Raw genomic sequence first — 16,178 nt, 5'->3', positions numbered from 1 at the left:
GGTAATGATCGGGCCAGGAAATGGGCACAAAGTCCCAGTGCTCGACATAAATGAGAACGTGTTCTAATCTCAAACGGACGAGAACCATGGGCGGCGACGGACCGTCGTCGAGAACTGAGTAGGAGCGGGCGAGATGCCAGCACAACGCAGCGAAGCAGCCGAGCAGGTCCTGGAGAAGATCAACGCACTCCTTCCCGAGATCGAGCAGCGGGCCCAGCAGACCGAGGAGCTCCGGCGTATCCCGGACGAAACCGTCTCGAGTCTCGAGGGCGCGGGCTTCTTCAGGTTGCTGCAACCGGAGCAGTGGGGCGGTCATCAGGTCGATCCCGTGACCTTCTACGAGGCCGTGCGGCGCATCGCATCCGCGTGTGGTTCGACCGGCTGGGTGTCGGGCATCATCGGAGTCCACAATTGGCATCTCGCCCTGTTCGACCAGCAGGCGCAGGAAGACGTCTGGGGCTCCGACACCAATGTGCGGATCTCCTCCTCGTACGCCCCCATGGGCATGGGTGAGGTCGTCGACGGCGGCTACAAGGTCAACGGTTCCTGGGCGTGGTCCTCGGGCTGTGACACCGCGGACTGGGTGTTCGTCGGCGGCCCCGTGATCAAGAACGGCAAGCCCGTCGACTTCGTCAGCTTCCTGATCCCGCGCAGCGACTACACGATCAAGGACGTCTGGAATGTCGTCGGGCTGCGTGGTACCGGCTCGAACACGATCGAGGTGAAAGACGTGTTTGTCCCGCGTCACCGGATGCTCAGCATGCGGACGATGAGCATGGGACAGAGTCCGGGACTCGAACGCAACACGGCGCCGGTCTACAAGATGCCCTGGGGCACCATTCACCCGAGCACCATCGCCACGCCGATCGTGGGCATGGCCTATGGCGCGTACCGGGCTCACGTGGAGCATCAGGGCAAGCGAGTCCGCGCGGCCTACGCCGGCGAGAAGGCCAAGGAGGATCCGTTCGCCAAGGTGCGGATCGCAGAGGCCGCCAGCGACATCGACGCCGCCTGGCGACAACTGTCGGGCAACCTGCAGGCCGAATACGACCTGATTCTGGCCGGCGAGGAGGTGTCGATGGAGTTGCGCCTCGCGGCGCGTCGCGATCAGGTACGTGCCACCGGCCGTGCCATCTCGGCGATCGACCGGCTCTTCGAGAACTCCGGCGCCCACGCGTTGGAGAACGGCACACCGATCCAGCGCTTCTGGCGCGACGCACACGCCGGACGCGTGCACGCGGCCAACGACCCCGAGCGAGCCTACGTCGCATTCGGCAACGGCGAGTTCGGGATTCCGATCGGCGACACGATGGTGTGAGCGGTGATGAATGCGGAGACGCCCATCCGCTCTCTGGGGAGCGAGGCGCTGGCCGGCGACAACCGCTTTCTGAGGAGCGAGGCGCCAGCCGGCGACAACCGCTTTCTGGGGAGCGGGGTGCTGGCCGGCGACAACCGCTCCCTGAGGAGGCCCGGAGCGCTAGCGAAGTGCCGTCACGAAGGGCCCTTCGTGACGCATCCTCGCAAGCTCGGAGGCTCCTCAGGGACCGGGGTGGGTTCGCAAGCTCGAAGCCGCGGGGACCGAAGTGGGTACGCAAGCTCGGAGGCTCGTCGGGGACCGAAGTACGCACGTCTGTCAGTAGTGCTCGCCCGCGACAACCGCTCCCTGAGGAGCGAGGCGCTAGCCGAGCGTCACGAAGGGCCCTTCGTGACGCATCCTCGCAAGCTCGGAGGCTCCTCAGGGACCGGGGTGGGTTCGCAAGCTCGAAGCCGCGGGGACCGAAGTGGATACGCAAGCTCGAAGCCGCGGGGACCGGGGTGGGTACGCAAGCTCGGAGGCTCGTCAGGGACTCGAGGGCTGAGTGTGGATGACCAGAGGAGTGAGAAGCGATGAGTGACAGTCCGATCCGATCCCTCGGATACATGCGGATCGAGGCGACCGACATGGACGCCTGGCGTGAGTACGGCCTCAAGGTCCTCGGGATGGTCGAGGGCAAGGGCCTGACCGACGAGGCGCTCTATCTGCGGATGGACGACTTTCCGGCGCGGCTCGTGATCGTCCCGGGCGATCGGGACGGGCTGTCGAGCTCCGGGTGGGAATGCGCCAACGCCGAAGCCCTGCAGGATGTCCGGGATCGTCTGTCGTCGGCCGGGGTGATCTTCCGGGAGGCCAAGGACGAGGAACTCGCCGACCGTCGCGTGGTCGAGATGATCGTCTTCACCGATCCGGCAGGCAACACCCTCGAGGTGTTCCACGGTGTCGCGCTGGAGCATCGTCGGGTGGTGAGTCCGTATGGGCACACGTTTGTCACCGGCGAGCAGGGTCTCGGGCATGTGGTGTTGACCTGCGATGATGACAAGGCGGCCTTGGCCTTCTACCGCGATGTGCTCGGCTTCAGCCTGCGTGACTCGATGCGCCTGCCCCCGCAGGCGGTCGGACGCGAGGAGGGCGAGGAGTCGCCATGGCTTCGGTTCCTCGGATGCAATCCTCGGCACCACTCCCTCGCATTCCTGCCGATCCCCAACAGCACCGGCATCGTGCACCTGATGGTGGAGGTGGAGAACTCCGACGACGTCGGCCTGTGCCTCGACCGGGCGCTGCGCAAGAAGGTGAAGATGTCGGCAACCCTGGGCCGCCACGTCAATGACCTGATGCTGTCGTTCTACATGAAGACCCCCGGCGGATTCGACATCGAATTCGGTTGTGAAGGAAGAACCGTCAACGATGACGAGTGGATAGCGCGGGAGAGCACCGCAGTCAGTTTGTGGGGCCATGACTTCACCGTCGGATTCCGCTGACATGGCGAGCCCGGAGGTCACACGCACGCCCTACGGTTCCGCCGAGTTCGACAGTCGGCAGTTCCGGACCGCGATGGGGCAGTTCTGCACGGGTGTCACCGTGATCACCACCATCGACGCCGAGGGCTCTCCCGTCGGATTCGCCTGCCAGTCGTTCGCGGCGCTGTCTCTGGACCCGCCACTGGTGTTGTTCTGCCCGATGAAGACATCGCGGAGTTGGAAGGTCATCGAGCAGGCCGGAAAGTTCTGCGTCAACGTCCTGTCCAACCGTCAGCAGGACGTCAGTGCGGCGTTCGGCGCTCCAGGCGACGACAAGTTCCGACACGTCACCTGGGACCCGTCGCCGGCCGGACTGCCGGTGATCCGGCACGGACTGACCTGGGTGGAATGCGATGTGGAACGGGTGACCGACGGAGGCGACCATCACATCGTCATCGGCCGCGCCCGCACGCTCGGAGAAGTGCTGCAGGACAAGCCGTTGCTGTTCTACCGTGGTGGTTACCTGTCCACCGAACACCCGCGGGTCACACCCGCACAGGCCGAACTCGAGAACTTCCTCACCTGGACTGGAGGCGACACCTGGCTATGATCTCGATACGGCTCCTCGCTCCGCTCGTCACCCACTCGATCTGCGGTTTGGGGGACGAGTGACCCATCAACCACAGGTCATGCTCGGCAGTGTCGAACGGCCGACGAATGTGACCACGCCACTCACCGACGCGATCGCCGAGGCCGAGAAACTCATCGCGTCAGCGGAGTTCGTGGAGAGTGAACAGGATCTCGCCGAGGGCTACGACTATCTCGCCGGCAGCATCGCGGCGATCGTGCAGTTGGTCCGGTCGCGGCAGAAGAGCCATCCGAACTTCATCACGTCCACCGGTCCGATGACGAAGATGGGTTTGGACAACCCCGACACGCTCTACTATCACGCCGACCTGGAGCCGACCGGCACCTATATCGTACGCGGACAACGCGGTTCCACGGTCGATCTGAGCTTTCAGGTCCTGGCCGGGGAGTACACGCCGTCCTCGGTTCCCGGCGGTGACGACGCCTTCGACGACCGGCGTATCCCGATCGACGCCGACGGGAACTTCGAGATCACCTTCGGACCGCCGATTGACGAGCACCGGGACGACTACTTCGTGCTCGCCGACGACGCGTCGATGCTGTCGGTCCGGGAGGTCTACAGCGACTGGACCCAGCGCAAGGGGTCGATCTCGATCGAGCGGATCGACACCGCCGGCACCGCACCGGCCGAACCCGATCTCGCTCGGGTGACGCGACGCTACGCCACAGCCGGAAAGATGCTGACATCGCGCATCAACACCTGGTTCAACTTCCCGAAATGGTTCTACCTCGACGAACCGGTCAACACGTTCACGTCTCCGCGACTCACCCCGGGCGGACTGGCCACGCAGTACTCGGCGGTCGGCCATTACCGCCTCGCCGACAACGAGGCGATGGTCATCACGGTGCCGAGATCGGATGCGCCGTATCAGGGTTTCCAGCTCGGCAGCATGTGGTACATCTCGTTGGACTACGTCAACCACCAGACCAGCCTGAATTCCACTCAGGCACAAGTCGATCCCGACGGGATGATCCGAATGGTGGTGTCGCGGAAAAATCCTGGCGTGGCCAACTGGATCGAGACGACCGGTCGGGCGACCGGAATCATGCAGTTCCGCTGGCAGCGCACCGAAAACCCGATCGCGCCGGAGGATGGTCCCAGTGCGCAGGTGATCGATGTCGACGACGTCGAGGCGCACCTGCCGTACTTCTCCGACAACGTCGTCGACGACACGGCGTGGAACCAACGCATTGCGGCACGCCAACGTGCCTTTGCCGAAAGGATGTTGTTGTGACGGGTTCGGGTCTGCTGTCGGACAAGGTGGTGGTGGTATCCGGAGTGGGGCCCGGCCTCGGTCGGTCGATCTGCTTGCGTGCGGCCGCTGCGGGCGCCGCGGTGGTGCTGGCCGCGCGCACGGAATCACGGCTCAAGGAAGTGGCGGCCGAGATCGATGCCACGGGTGGGACAACACTCGTCGTGCCGACCGACATCACCGACGACGATGCCGTCGACGGACTGGTGGCCGCCACACTCGAGGAGTTCGGCCGCGCGGATGTCCTGGTGAACAATGCGTTCGCATTGCCATCGATGAAACCGTTGGCGAGCACCGACTTCGATCACATCTCGAGCAGTCTCGACCTGACCGTCCTTGGTACGCTCCGAGTGATCAAGGCGTTCACCGAGCCCCTGGAGGCCACCAACGGCGCCATCGTCAACATCAACTCGATGGTCATCCGCCACTCCGAACCCCGCTACGGTAGCTACAAACTGGCCAAGTCGGCACTGCTGGCGATGTCACAGACCCTGGCAACAGAGCTGGGCGACAAGGGCATCCGCATCAACACGGTCGCACCCGGATACATCTGGGACGACCAGCTGAAATGGTACTTCGGCGAGATTGCCAAGAAGTACGGCATCACCCCCGACCAGGTCTACGAGCAGACCGCGAGCAAGTCGGATCTGAAACGGTTGCCGGAGCCCGACGAGATCGCCGAGGCCGCGGTGTTCCTGGCCTCGCCGATGGCCAGCGCGATCACCGGTCACACCCTGGATGTGAACTGCGGGGAATACCATGACTAGCGTCGCGCCACGCAGGAATGTCGGCACCGTTGACGATCTCCATGAAGCGGCCACGCGCGCAACCGGTCTCGATGACTTCGGCGACTCGGACTACATCGAGGCACTGGAGATCCTGCTCGAGTCCTACACCCGCGACGCCGGCCTCACCGAACTGGGAAGCAAGATGTTCCGGTTCTTCCTCAAGGGAGCGCTGATCGCGCGCCTGTTGTCGGAGGCCTCCTGGAAATCCCACCCGGACTACGTCGATGTGCCGATCACTCGGCCGGTGTTCGTCACCGGGCTGCCCCGGACCGGCACGACGGCGCTGCATCGCCTGCTGACCGCGGATCCGGCCCACCAGGGGCTCGAGATGTGGCTGGCGGAGTTCCCGCAACCCCGACCACCGCGCGAGACCTGGGCGGACAACCCCGTCTATCAGCAGATCAACGCAGGACTCGAACTGCACCACGTCGAGAACCCGGAGTTCATGGGACTGCACTACCTCGAGGCCGGCGAGGTCGAGGAGTGCTGGCAGTTGTTGCGGCAGAACATCATGTCGATCTCGTACGAATCGCTGGCCTACCTGCCGACCTATTCGCAGTGGTTGGCCCAGCAGGACTGGACTCCCACCTATCGGCGCCACCGTCGCAATCTCCAGATTATCGGGCTCAACGATCCGGAGAAGCGCTGGGTACTCAAGAATCCGAGCCACATGTTCGCGCTCGATGCGCTGATGGCCGCCTACCCCGATGCCCTGGTCATCCAGACGCATCGTCCGCCCGAGACGATCATCGCGTCGATGTGCAGCCTTGCCGAGCACGCCACCCCAGGCTGGTCCACCACATTCGTCGGTGCGACTATCGGCGAGGCCCAGCTCGAACTCTGGTCGCGTGGCCTCCGCGAGTTCGAGGCAGCGCGCAAGAACTACGATCCGGCACAGTTCCTCGATGTCGACTTCACCGATCTGCGCAAAGACCCATTCGGGACGGTGGAACGAGTGTATGCGGCACTCGGGGCGCAACTGTCCGAGGAAGCGCGGGCCGCCATGGTCGCGCTCGACGACGAGAGCCGGTCAGGTGATCGGAAGCCGCAGCACCGCTACAGTCTCGCCGACTACGGGTTGACCGAAGGCGCTGTCGCCGAGGTGTTCGGCGGCTGAGCGTCGGCGGTGCGCGCGTGCTGAGTTCCCAGCGCGACCACCTCGTCGGTCGCCGCACGGAGACATTCGGTCAGCAGCGCGGGGTCGCTCACCGCGGCACGATCGCAGTTGATGCCCATGTGGACGCGCCCGTGATAGGACATCAGCGCGATGTTGACCGCTGCACCGGCTTTGGGAGCGAACGGGATGAGCGCGGTCACCCTCGCGCCGGCCATGAAAACGTCGAAATCCGGGCCGGGAATGTTGGTCGCGGCGACGTCGACGCCTTTCATCAGTGACCCGGCGGCCAGCGTGGTCACCGGCCTCGGGAGAATCGTGAGGAGCCGATAGATGATGCCGGACAGGTGAAGCGCCGGGTCGCGCTCTGCCCGGCGCAGCACCGGCCGGAGGCGACGGACCCGCGTACTGGTGTCGACGGTGTCCACCGGCACGATGAATCGGGCCGGCACCCAACGGTTGCCGCCCGGTGCATCGTCAGCGGCTCGGGTGCTGACCGGCATGTTCACGCGGATCGCGTCCAGGTGAGCGCCGAGCTTTCGGTGGTAGTCGGCCAGCGCTCCGGCGACCGCCGTCATGAACAATTCGTTGAGCGTGGCGTCGACCGCGTGGGCGGCGGTGATCAGATCCTCGAGGCCGACATCGAGAACAGAGAAGGTCACCGACAGCGATCGGCGGGTCATCAGGGGCGACAACGGAGCGCCCTGCGGTGCGAGCATCCGCATCGCCGACCCCGTGAAACCGGCCGCTGCCACGGTGGAGCCGATTGGATTGCGCAGCAAGCTCTTCGAGCCTGCAACGGCAAGCTCTGACGCGGTGGACAGCTCACTGACGACTTGCCTCGTCTCGAAATTGATTCCGTGTTCGATGCGCTTGAGGACACTGGCCTTCGACGGGACCGGGGCGTCCGGCATCGGTCCGAGATCGGCAGGGGTGCGGTTGACATCGAACAGGATTGCGGCCATCTCCATGCCGCCCATACCGTCGGTGAGTGCGTGGTGGATCTTGAGGATGAAGGCTGCCCGGTCGTCGGCGACCTCGGTCAGGATCGACACCTCCCACAGCGGGCGCGCGTGGTCGAAGTCCTGCTCGCTCATCCGCTCGGCATACCTGAGGACATCGGCGAGCGGGCCGTGCCGCGGGCCGAGCCGACGCCAGCGGATGTGATAGTCGAAGTCGAAATCGGGATCCGTCTCCCAGCGCGGCGGCGCCACCGACAACGGATTCCCCACCGGTCGTTGCCGTAGCGTCGGATACAGGCGGGTCATCCGTTCGGCGCGGTCGAGGACGACTTCCTCATCCGGCGCCCGGTCGAGCAGGACGACGAGAACGATCACCGAACGCAGGAGCGGATCGGACTCGACGCCGAACAGCACCGCGTCGAAGGACCCCATCCGATCCGGTTCCGCCATCACTCGATTGTGCTCCCGTCGAGAACTCCGCATGCAGAGAATCGGCGACCGAGTGATCTCGAGAGCCGACCTGACGGCACGGGCCGTCGTAGTCTCACTGCATGGCCGAACACGAATCGCGGCGGACCGAGGAGGGGTTCCGGCGACTGATCGCGTTCTCCGATGCGGTGGTCGCGATCGCCCTGACGCTGCTGGTGTTGCCACTAGCCGATATTCCGGGTGAGATCGCGGACGACACGACGGTCGGAGTGGTCCTCGGAGATCACCTGCCCGACATCATCAGTTTCGCGGTGAGTTTCATCGTGATCTGGGTTCTGTGGCGAAATCACCACCGCATGATGGAGAACTTCCGGGCCTACGATCGCGTGCTGTTCCAACTGCATTTCGTCTGGCTGTTGACCATCGTCGTCCTGCCCTTCGTGACGGCGATGATGGACAACCGGCACATCGAGCGCGCCAACGCCGTCTACATGGGCACGCTTGCCGTGTCGATCCTTTCGCTGATCGTCATGACGGACTGGGGCGCGCGTCACCGGGAGTTGTTGGAGCCGGGTGAGCAGACCGAGGAGTGGCTGAAACAACGGTCCGGGTGGGGCACGCTCGTGCTCCTCGTCGTGGCCCTGGCGATCGCGATCGTGGTGCCCGCGGTCGATGTGTGGCCACTGCTGCTGTTGTTCTTGTCGGGTCCGTTGGAGCGGCTGTTGACGCGGCTCCGGTGATCTCGTCAGGCCGGCATCAGCCGAGCGTCGACGCCCGGGCGACGAGCTCTGGTTGGTACACGAGATTGGTGGGCCGGCGCGACTGCCACGACTCGCTTGCGGCGGTCATCAGGAGATCGATGGCAGTGGCGCCGATCCGGGCGGTCGGCTGGCGCACCGACGACAGCGGTACCACTGCCGAACGGGCGAAGTCGATGTCGTCATAGCCGATCAACGCGATGTCCTCGGGCACCCGCACACCGGCACCCATCATCGTGAAGGCCTGCAGCAGGCCGATGGCGAGAAGGTCGTTGGCACAGAACACGGCGTCGGGCCAGTCATCTCGATGCCTGCGCTGCAACGCCTCTCCCGCCTCGCGCCCGGCAAGGACGCTCAGCGCCGGCGTCTCCACGACCTCCAGCGAGGCGCCGTCGACCTGGGCCACCGCCTGCTGCGCGCCGCGGCGACGGTCGGCGACCTGACGCAGCGCCGACGGACCGCCGACGAACGCGATCTTGCGGCGTCCGGTCGTGCAGAGGTGCGACACCGCGAGACGTCCGCCGGCGATGTCGTCGACGGCCACCGAGTCGAAGGGAGAGCCCGTCGCGTCGCGATCCACCAGGATCACCGGTGTCCCTCGGCGGCGCAGCGTGTCGAGGCGTCGGAGGTCGTCGCCGATCGGTGACACCAACAGACCGAACACCCGTTGCTCGTCGAAGGCGTCGATATACGCCAGTTCGCGGTGCTCGTCGTCGTCGGAGGTGCCGAGCAGGACGGTCAGGTCGTGCTCGCCGGCCTCGCGCTCGGCCGCCCGTGCGATGTCGGTGAAGAACGGGTTACCCACGTCGAGCACCACGAGGCCGACACAGCGCGACCGTCCGGCCCGCAGCTGGCGCGCCGCGTCATTGCGGACGAAACCCAAGGTCTCGATGGCTGCCTGGACACGCGCCACGGTCGCCGGTGCCACCTTGTCGGGCGAATTGAGCACGTTCGACACCGTGCCGACCGACACCGAAGCGGCGGCGGCGACGTCCCGCATGCTCACACCCATGGGTTCATCTCACCAGATCGCGGAGTCGAGTGGGCACGCCCGACACGCCAGGGGCGTGTCGAGACCTGGTGTGGTGGTCTCGATACGCTCCTCACTCTGTTCGTTGCTACTCGACCGGCGGTTGGGTTCGTCGCTACTCGACCGGCGGGCACTGTTGGTCGAGTGGTCCGAGGCGTTGGCCCGGGGGTGTGTCGAGACCTGGTGTGGTGGTCTCGATACGCTCCTCACTCTGTTCGTCGCTACTCGACCGGCGGTTGGGGTCGTCGCTACTCGACCAGCGGTTGGGTTCGGTTTCCGTTACTCGACCAGCGGTTGGGTTCGGTTCCCACTACTCGACCAGCGGGCGGGGCGTCAAGCGTTGTAGCTGTGTCACATGTGCCGGCGTGAGTTCGTCCAGTGAGGACACTCCGAGCAGGCGCATGGTGCGTTCGATCTGTTCGGTGAGGATCTCGATCATGCGGTCGACGCCTGCCTCGCCCCCGGCCATCAGCCCGTAGAGGTAGGCGCGGCCGACCAGGGTGAACCGTGCGCCGAGAGCGATGGAGGCGACGATGTCGGCGCCCGAGGAGATCCCGGTGTCGAGGATGATCTCGGTGCGATCGCCCACCTCCGCGGCAACGGTGGGGAGTAGGTGGAACGGGATCGGCGCGCGGTCGAGTTGGCGCCCACCGTGGTTGGACAACACGATGCCGTCGGCACCGAGATCGGTGACGGCCCTGGCATCGTCGACCGTCTGGATGCCCTTGACCACCAGCTTGCCCGGCCACTGGGATTTGATCCAGGCGAGGTCGTCGAAGGTGACGGTCGGGTCGAACATGGTGTCCAGCAGTTCGGCAACCGTGCCCGACCAACGATCCAGTGAGGCGAACGCCAGTGGTTCGGTGGTGAGGAAGTCGATCCACCACTGTGGGCGGGGCAGGGCGTTGAGGACGGTCTTGGTGGTCAGCGCGGGTGGGATGGACATGCCGTTGCGCTTGTCGCGCAGACGCGCTCCGGCCACCGGCACGTCGACGGTGACGAGCAGGGTGTCGTAGCCGGCGGTGGCGGCCCGCTCGACCAGCGCCATAGAGCGTTCGCGGTCTTTCCACATGTACAGCTGGAACCAGTTGCGTCCGTGCGGGTTCACGGCCTTGACGTCTTCGATGGACGCGGTGCCCATCGTGGACAACGAGAACGGGATACCGGCCCGACCGGCGGCGCGGGCACCGGCGTACTCGCCCTCGGTCTGCATCATCCGGGTGAACCCGGTCGGTGCGATGCCGAACGGTAGCTCGGACCGGTCGCCGAGGATGGTGCACGAGGTGTCGACCTTGGACACATCACGCAGAATCGCCGGGTGGAACTCGATGTCGGAGAACGCCTGCCGGGCCCGTGCGATGGACAGCTCGGCTTCGGCGGAGCCGTCGGTGTAGTCGAACGCGGCCTTCGGGGTGCGGCGTTTGGCGATGGAGCGCAGATCGTCGACGGTCAACGCCGCGTCGAGGCGACGCTTCTTCGCATCGAACTGCGGCTTCTTGAACTGCATTAGTGGCGCGAGATCGCGCACCTGAGGAACTCGACGTTGCATCGTCATGCCTTTCCTGCCCCGACCGGCCGGGCGGCGGTCGACGGGCGACGTTGTGCGAGAGAGCCATCGGAGGTCCGACGGGTCCGGGGTACGTAGTGCTGCGGTGGGAACCGGTGAGCGACGATGTCGCGCATCGCATCGAGGTCGCCGTCGATGAGACCGTGCGCTCGGGCGGTGATGAGGACGTTGCCCAACGCGGTCGCCTCGACCGGTCCGGCCAGTACCGGCAAGCCGAGACGGTCGGCGGTGAGCTGGCACAGCAACCGGTTCTGGGAACCGCCGCCGACGATGTGCAGGGTGTCGACCTTGGTGCCGGACAGTTCGGCGGCCTGGGTGACCCCGTGGGCGAATGCCGATGCGAGACTTTCGACGATCGCGCGAACCATCTCGGGCCGGGTCATGGGGGGCTGCATGCCGCGCTCGGTGTACCACTCGCGGATGCGGCCGGGCATGTCGCCGGGGGTCAGGAACCGCGGGTCGTCGGTGTCGAAGACATCGAAGCCCGGCGTGACGTCGGCGGCCTGGGCCAAGAGCTCACCGAGGTCCGCGCGAAACCCTTCGCGCTGATACTGGCGGACGGTCTCGCTGAGAAGCCATAGGCCCATCACGTTGTGCAGGTAGCGAATCCGACCGTCGGCGCCCACCTCGTTGGTGAAGTTGGCCTTCCATCCGGCCCGCGACACCACTGGTGAGGAGAGCTCGACACCGACGAGGCCCCAGGTGCCACAGGAGATGTAGGCCGACGACGACGGGTTCATCGGGATCGCCGCGACGGCCGACGCGGTGTCGTGCGAGGCGACCGCGGTGACGTGCGGCGAGCCGGCCAGCCCGAGTCGGTCGGCGACCTCGGGCAACAGCGGCCCCTGGTCGGTGCCCGTCTCGACGATGTCCGGGAACAGTCCGGCCGGAAGGCCGAGCCGTTCGATCATCGCGGTGTCCCACTCGCCGTTGATGCCGAGCAGCCCGGTGGTCGATGCGTTGGTGCGTTCGGTGCCGCGGCGACCGGTCAGCCAGTAGGTGATCAGGTCCGGGATGAGCAGTGCGCTGTCGGCCTGGTCGAGCAGCCCGTCCCGCGCCTCGGCGGCGAGCTGATAGATGGTGGTGAATGGCAGGAACTGCAGTCCGTTGCGCAGATACAGATCGACCGGTCCCAGCTCGGCGTGCACGGCGTCGACACCGTCGGCGGTCCGGGTGTCGCGGTAGTGATGCGGCAGACCGAGCATCCGGCCTTCGCGCAGCAGCGCATAGTCGACGGCCCACGAGTCGACCCCGATGCCGACGAGATTGTCGGCTTGCCGGCCGGCCTCGGCCAGCCCGGTGCACGCCTCGCGGAACAGGGCGGGGATGTCCCAGTGCATCGCGGTCCGCTGCCCGTTCCACAGGTGGACCGGGTCGTTCGCAAAACGTGCGACCTGTTCGAGTTCGAGACGCTCGGGCCCGATGTCGGCGAGCATCACGCGGCCGCTGGTCGCGCCCAGGTCGATCGCGGCGACCTGGGCGGAGCGGTTGGCGATCCGGCGACTCATCGCAGGAATGCTGCTGCCACACCGGCATCGACCGGCACGTGCAGCCCCGTGGTGTGCGAGAAGTCCGAGGTGCACAGCGCGAAGGCGGCATTGGCGATGTTCTCGGGCAGCACCTCACGCTTGAGCAGGGTGCGCTGCGCGTAGAACTTGCCGAGATCCTGCTCCTCGACGCCGTAGACCGCAGCGCGCTGAGCGCCCCAACCGCCGGCGAAGATGCCCGAACCGCGCACCACCCCATCGGGATTGATGCCGTTGACCTTGACGCCATGCTCACCGAGTTCGGCGGCCAGTAGCCGCACCTGGTGCGCCTGATCGGCCTTGGTCGCCGAGTAGGCGATGTTGTTCGGGCCGGCGAACACCGAGTTCTTCGACGAGATGTAGAGGATGTCGCCGCCCAACTTCTGGTCGATGAGCGCACGCGCGGCCGCCTTGGACACCAGGAACGAGCCACGCGCCATCACGTTGTGCTGCAGGTCCCAGTCGGCGGCGGTGGTGTCCAGCAACGACTTCGACAGCGACAGGCCGGCGTTGTTGACGACGAGGTCGATGCCGCCGAAGGCCAGCACGGTGGCGTCGATCGCGGCCTGCACGGCAGCCTCGTCGGTGACGTCGGCGGCGATCCCGATCGCGACGTCGGTCGAGCCGATCTCCTCCGCCGCGGCCTGGGCCTTCTGTGCGTCGAGGTCGGCGATCACCACGCAAGCGCCTTCCGCGGCCAGTCGTTGTGCGATGGCCTTGCCGATGCCCGATGCCGCGCCGGTCACCAGCGCGATGCGCGTCGCCAGCGGCTTGGGCTTGGGCATCCGCGCGAGCTTGGCCTCCTCGAGGGCCCAGTACTCGATGCGGAACTTCTCGGACTCGCCGATGGGGGCGTAGGTCGAGACCGCCTCGGCGCCGCGCATCACGTTGATGGCGTTGAGGTAGAACTCGCCGGCGACGCGGGCGGTCTGCTTGTCCTTGCCGAAGCTGAACATGCCGACGCCGGGGACGAGCACGATCGCGGGGTCGGCGCCGCGCATCGCCGGGCTGTCGGCGGTGGCATGGCGCTCGTAGTAGCCGCGGTAGTCGGCGCGGTAGGCCTCGTGCAGTTCGGCGAGGCGCTCCTTGCACTCGTCGATCCCGGCGGAGGCCGGCAGATCGAGGACGAGCGGCTTGACCTTGGTGCGCAGGAAGTGATCCGGGCAGCTCGTGCCGAGCTCGGCGAGGCGCGGATGCTCCTCGGACTCCAGGAACTCGAGTACCGGGTCGACGTCGGTGAAGTGACCCACCTGCGGTCGATCCATCGACGCGAGGCCTCGGATGAACGGCGCCAGCGCGGCCGCCTTGGCGCGACGTTCCTCGGCGGGCAGCGCACCGAATCCGTCGAGCGGGTTGCCGAACGGTTGTGGTCTTCCGTTCGCGGCGATGAACTTCTCGGCGGTGTCGATGATCTCCAGCGAGTTCGCCTGTGCCTGCTCCGAGGTGTCGCCCCAGGCGGTGATGCCGTGGCCGCCGAGGATGCAGCCGATCGCCTGGGGGTTGACCTTCTTGATCGCCGAGATGTCCAGGCCGAGCTGGAAGCCGGGACGCCGCCACGGCACCCACACCACGCGGTCGCCGAAGATCTTCTGCGTCAACGCCTCACCGTCGGCCGACGTCGCGATCGCGATGCCGGAGTCGGGATGCAGGTGGTCGACGTGGGCGGCATCGACCAGGCCGTGCATCGCGGTGTCGATCGAGGGTGCGGCACCGCCCTTGCCGTGCAGGCAGTAATCGAACGCGGCGACCATCTCGTCCTCACGCTCGAGGCCGGGATAGACGTCGACGAGCGCGCGCATGCGATCCAGACGCAGGACGGCCAGCCCCTTCTCGGTGAGCGTGCCCAGGTCTCCGCCGGAGCCCTTGACCCACAGCAGGTCGACGTCCTCGCCGGTCACCGGGTCTACCTCGGTGCCCTTGGCCGAGGTGTTGCCGCCGGCATAGTTGGTGTTCTTCGGATCGGAGCCGAGCTTGTTGGAGCGCGCGATGAGGGCGGCCACGGTCGGGTTGGTGGTCATGAGAGTGATCTCCTCGGTATCGAGAGCGGGGGGTTGTGGCGTGATCGGTCTGGGTGAAAGGTCAGGCACCCCAGGAGGACTGGGTGCCCCCCACCCGCTCGGCGGCGATGCGCCCGGGATAAGCGGACGCGGCGTAGGCCGCCATCGGGTCGGCCGGCAGTCCGCGCGCTGCGCGGCGCTCGGCGAGCATCGGCCGGACGTCGGTGTAGAAGGCGTCCATGAAGATGGCGTTGGCGCCCAGCACATCACCGGCCTCCTGGGCGGCGGTCAGCGCGTCGGTGTCGACCAGCAGTGCACGGGCGGTCATCTCCTGGACGTTGAGCACCGAACGGATCTGGCCGGGGATCTTCTCCTCGACGTTGTGGCACTGATCGAGCATCAGTGCCAGCGGGGAGCCGTTGTCCAGGCCGCCACCCCGGATGACCTCGAAAAGGATGCGGAACAACTGGAACGGGTCTGCCGCGCCGACGATCAGGTCGTCGTCGGCGTAGAACCGCGAGTTGAAGTCGAACGAGCCGAGCTTCTGCAGGCGCAGCAGCTGCGCGACGATGAACTCGATGTTGGTGCCGGGCGCATGATGTCCGGTGTCCAGGCACACCATCGCCCGCTCACCCAATGCGGTGACCTGCGCGTACGAGGTGCCCCAGTCCGGGACGTCGGTCATGTAGGTCGCGGGTTCGAAGAACTTGTATTCCAGCACGAGTCGCTGATCGTCGCCGATGTGCTGGTAGATGGTCGACAGGGATTCGGCGAGGCGGTCCTGCCGTCCGCGGATGTCGCCCTGACCCGGGTAGTTGGTGCCGTCGGCCAGCCAGATCTTGAGGTCTTGTGATCCGGTCTGGTTCATCACCTCGATGCAGGCGATGTGGTGATCGATGGCCTTCTGCCGCACCGTTTTGTCGGTGTGGGTGAGGCTGCCGAACTTGTAATCGTCGTCCTGGAAGGTGTTGGAGTTGATGGTCCCGAGTCCGATGCCGAGATCGGCGGCATAGGACCTCAGGGCGGCATAGTCGTCGACGGTGTCCCACGGGATGTGCAGGGCGACGGTCGGGGCGAGCCCGGTGAGCTCGTTGACCTTGGCGGCGTCGGCGATCTTCTCGTGGATGTCGCGAGGAGTGCCCGGGGTGCCGAACACCTTGAAGCGGGTCCCGGAGTTGCCGAAGGCCCAGGAGGGGAGTTCGATCGCGAGGTTGTCGAGGATCGTCTCGTCAATGCTGGTCATGATGGTTCTCTCGATGTCTTGGGATCTCCGCCGCCGGCGTCGGATGCGATGGCCGGCGGCGGAGAAGAGTGGGTGAAACGTTTCAAGC

The 16,178-nt window shown here is 66.1% G+C and carries 13 protein-coding genes; 7 read left to right on the top strand and 6 right to left on the bottom strand.

The window, feature by feature from the left end; all coding sequences use genetic code 11:
* The first annotated feature begins 133 nt into the window (after positions 1-133).
* From hsaA to AC4AMJ_RS19010, 6 genes are all read left to right on the top strand, one after another.
* Positions 134-1,318: a 3-hydroxy-9,10-secoandrosta-1,3,5(10)-triene-9,17-dione monooxygenase oxygenase subunit gene (hsaA, locus tag AC4AMJ_RS19035; protein ID WP_489899463.1), complete on the top strand. Its 1,185-nt coding sequence runs from the start codon at positions 134-136 to the stop codon at positions 1,316-1,318.
* Between the two features lie 569 nt (positions 1,319-1,887).
* Positions 1,888-2,796: an iron-dependent extradiol dioxygenase HsaC gene (hsaC, locus tag AC4AMJ_RS19030; RefSeq protein ID WP_489899464.1), complete on the top strand. Its 909-nt coding sequence runs from the start codon at positions 1,888-1,890 to the stop codon at positions 2,794-2,796.
* Positions 2,771-3,385, top strand: coding sequence for a 3-hydroxy-9,10-secoandrosta-1,3,5(10)-triene-9,17-dione monooxygenase reductase subunit (gene hsaB, locus AC4AMJ_RS19025; protein ID WP_489913915.1), 615 nt, complete (start codon positions 2,771-2,773; stop codon positions 3,383-3,385). The genes hsaC and hsaB overlap by 26 nt, the downstream gene beginning before the upstream one ends.
* Before the next feature lie 79 nt (positions 3,386-3,464).
* Positions 3,465-4,658 carry a hypothetical protein gene (locus AC4AMJ_RS19020; protein WP_489918467.1) on the top strand — a complete coding sequence of 398 codons (1,194 nt, stop codon included), beginning with the start codon at positions 3,465-3,467 and terminating at the stop codon, positions 4,656-4,658.
* Positions 4,655-5,443: an SDR family oxidoreductase gene (locus tag AC4AMJ_RS19015; protein ID WP_489913913.1), complete on the top strand. Its 789-nt coding sequence runs from the start codon at positions 4,655-4,657 to the stop codon at positions 5,441-5,443. Before AC4AMJ_RS19020 ends, AC4AMJ_RS19015 begins: the two co-directional genes overlap by 4 nt.
* On the top strand, positions 5,436-6,581 hold the full coding sequence (locus tag AC4AMJ_RS19010) for a sulfotransferase family protein (protein WP_489913911.1): 1,146 nt from the start codon (positions 5,436-5,438) through the stop codon (positions 6,579-6,581). The genes AC4AMJ_RS19015 and AC4AMJ_RS19010 overlap by 8 nt, the downstream gene beginning before the upstream one ends.
* On the opposite strand, the gene AC4AMJ_RS19005 is transcribed toward AC4AMJ_RS19010, so the two are convergent.
* Positions 6,536-7,990, bottom strand: a complete 1,455-nt coding sequence (locus AC4AMJ_RS19005) for a wax ester/triacylglycerol synthase domain-containing protein (RefSeq protein WP_489913909.1) — start codon at positions 7,988-7,990, stop codon at positions 6,536-6,538. The two genes, AC4AMJ_RS19010 and AC4AMJ_RS19005, sit on opposite strands and share 46 nt — an antisense overlap.
* Positions 7,991-8,091: 101 nt before the next feature.
* Here AC4AMJ_RS19005 and AC4AMJ_RS19000 point away from each other — a divergent pair, with 101 nt between their 5' ends.
* Positions 8,092-8,709, top strand: coding sequence for a TMEM175 family protein (locus AC4AMJ_RS19000; RefSeq protein WP_489913907.1), 618 nt, complete (start codon positions 8,092-8,094; stop codon positions 8,707-8,709).
* A gap of 16 nt (positions 8,710-8,725) precedes the next feature.
* On the opposite strand, the gene AC4AMJ_RS18995 is transcribed toward AC4AMJ_RS19000, so the two are convergent.
* From AC4AMJ_RS18995 to rhaI, 5 genes are all read right to left on the bottom strand, one after another.
* A complete protein-coding gene (locus AC4AMJ_RS18995) occupies positions 8,726-9,739 on the bottom strand; it encodes a LacI family DNA-binding transcriptional regulator (RefSeq protein WP_489913905.1) in 1,014 nt (337 codons plus the stop codon).
* 328 nt (positions 9,740-10,067) lie between these two features.
* Positions 10,068-11,306, bottom strand: coding sequence for an alpha-hydroxy acid oxidase (locus AC4AMJ_RS18990; RefSeq protein WP_489918466.1), 1,239 nt, complete (start codon positions 11,304-11,306; stop codon positions 10,068-10,070).
* Between the two features lie 2 nt (positions 11,307-11,308).
* On the bottom strand, positions 11,309-12,832 hold the full coding sequence (locus AC4AMJ_RS18985) for a rhamnulokinase (protein WP_489913903.1): 1,524 nt from the start codon (positions 12,830-12,832) through the stop codon (positions 11,309-11,311).
* Entirely contained in the window at positions 12,829-14,868 is a 2,040-nt protein-coding gene (locus AC4AMJ_RS18980; RefSeq protein WP_489913901.1) for a bifunctional aldolase/short-chain dehydrogenase, read from the bottom strand. The genes AC4AMJ_RS18985 and AC4AMJ_RS18980 overlap by 4 nt, the downstream gene beginning before the upstream one ends.
* A gap of 61 nt (positions 14,869-14,929) precedes the next feature.
* Positions 14,930-16,090, bottom strand: coding sequence for an L-rhamnose isomerase (gene rhaI / locus AC4AMJ_RS18975; protein ID WP_489913899.1), 1,161 nt, complete (start codon positions 16,088-16,090; stop codon positions 14,930-14,932).
* Between the last annotated feature and the right edge of the window lie 88 nt (positions 16,091-16,178).

The sequence above is a fragment of the Gordonia sp. LMA484 genome (genome assembly GCF_058129505.1).
Note: the sequence above shows the minus strand (reverse complement) of the source record. Positions and strands in the feature narration are given on the sequence as shown.

Coding starts and splice junctions, on each gene's coding strand:
- AC4AMJ_RS18980 (WP_489913901.1), bottom strand. CDS start 14,868: ATGACCACCAACCCGACCGTGGCCGCCCTCATCGCGCGCTCCAACAAG.
- AC4AMJ_RS18985 (WP_489913903.1), bottom strand. CDS start 12,832: ATGAGTCGCCGGATCGCCAACCGCTCCGCCCAGGTCGCCGCGATCGAC.
- hsaB (WP_489913915.1), top strand. CDS start 2,771: ATGACTTCACCGTCGGATTCCGCTGACATGGCGAGCCCGGAGGTCACA.
- AC4AMJ_RS19000 (WP_489913907.1), top strand. CDS start 8,092: ATGGCCGAACACGAATCGCGGCGGACCGAGGAGGGGTTCCGGCGACTG.
- rhaI (WP_489913899.1), bottom strand. CDS start 16,090: ATGACCAGCATTGACGAGACGATCCTCGACAACCTCGCGATCGAACTC.
- AC4AMJ_RS19010 (WP_489913911.1), top strand. CDS start 5,436: ATGACTAGCGTCGCGCCACGCAGGAATGTCGGCACCGTTGACGATCTC.
- AC4AMJ_RS19020 (WP_489918467.1), top strand. CDS start 3,465: ATGCTCGGCAGTGTCGAACGGCCGACGAATGTGACCACGCCACTCACC.
- AC4AMJ_RS18990 (WP_489918466.1), bottom strand. CDS start 11,306: ATGCAACGTCGAGTTCCTCAGGTGCGCGATCTCGCGCCACTAATGCAG.
- AC4AMJ_RS19005 (WP_489913909.1), bottom strand. CDS start 7,990: ATGGCGGAACCGGATCGGATGGGGTCCTTCGACGCGGTGCTGTTCGGC.
- AC4AMJ_RS18995 (WP_489913905.1), bottom strand. CDS start 9,739: ATGGGTGTGAGCATGCGGGACGTCGCCGCCGCCGCTTCGGTGTCGGTC.
- hsaA (WP_489899463.1), top strand. CDS start 134: ATGCCAGCACAACGCAGCGAAGCAGCCGAGCAGGTCCTGGAGAAGATC.
- hsaC (WP_489899464.1), top strand. CDS start 1,888: ATGAGTGACAGTCCGATCCGATCCCTCGGATACATGCGGATCGAGGCG.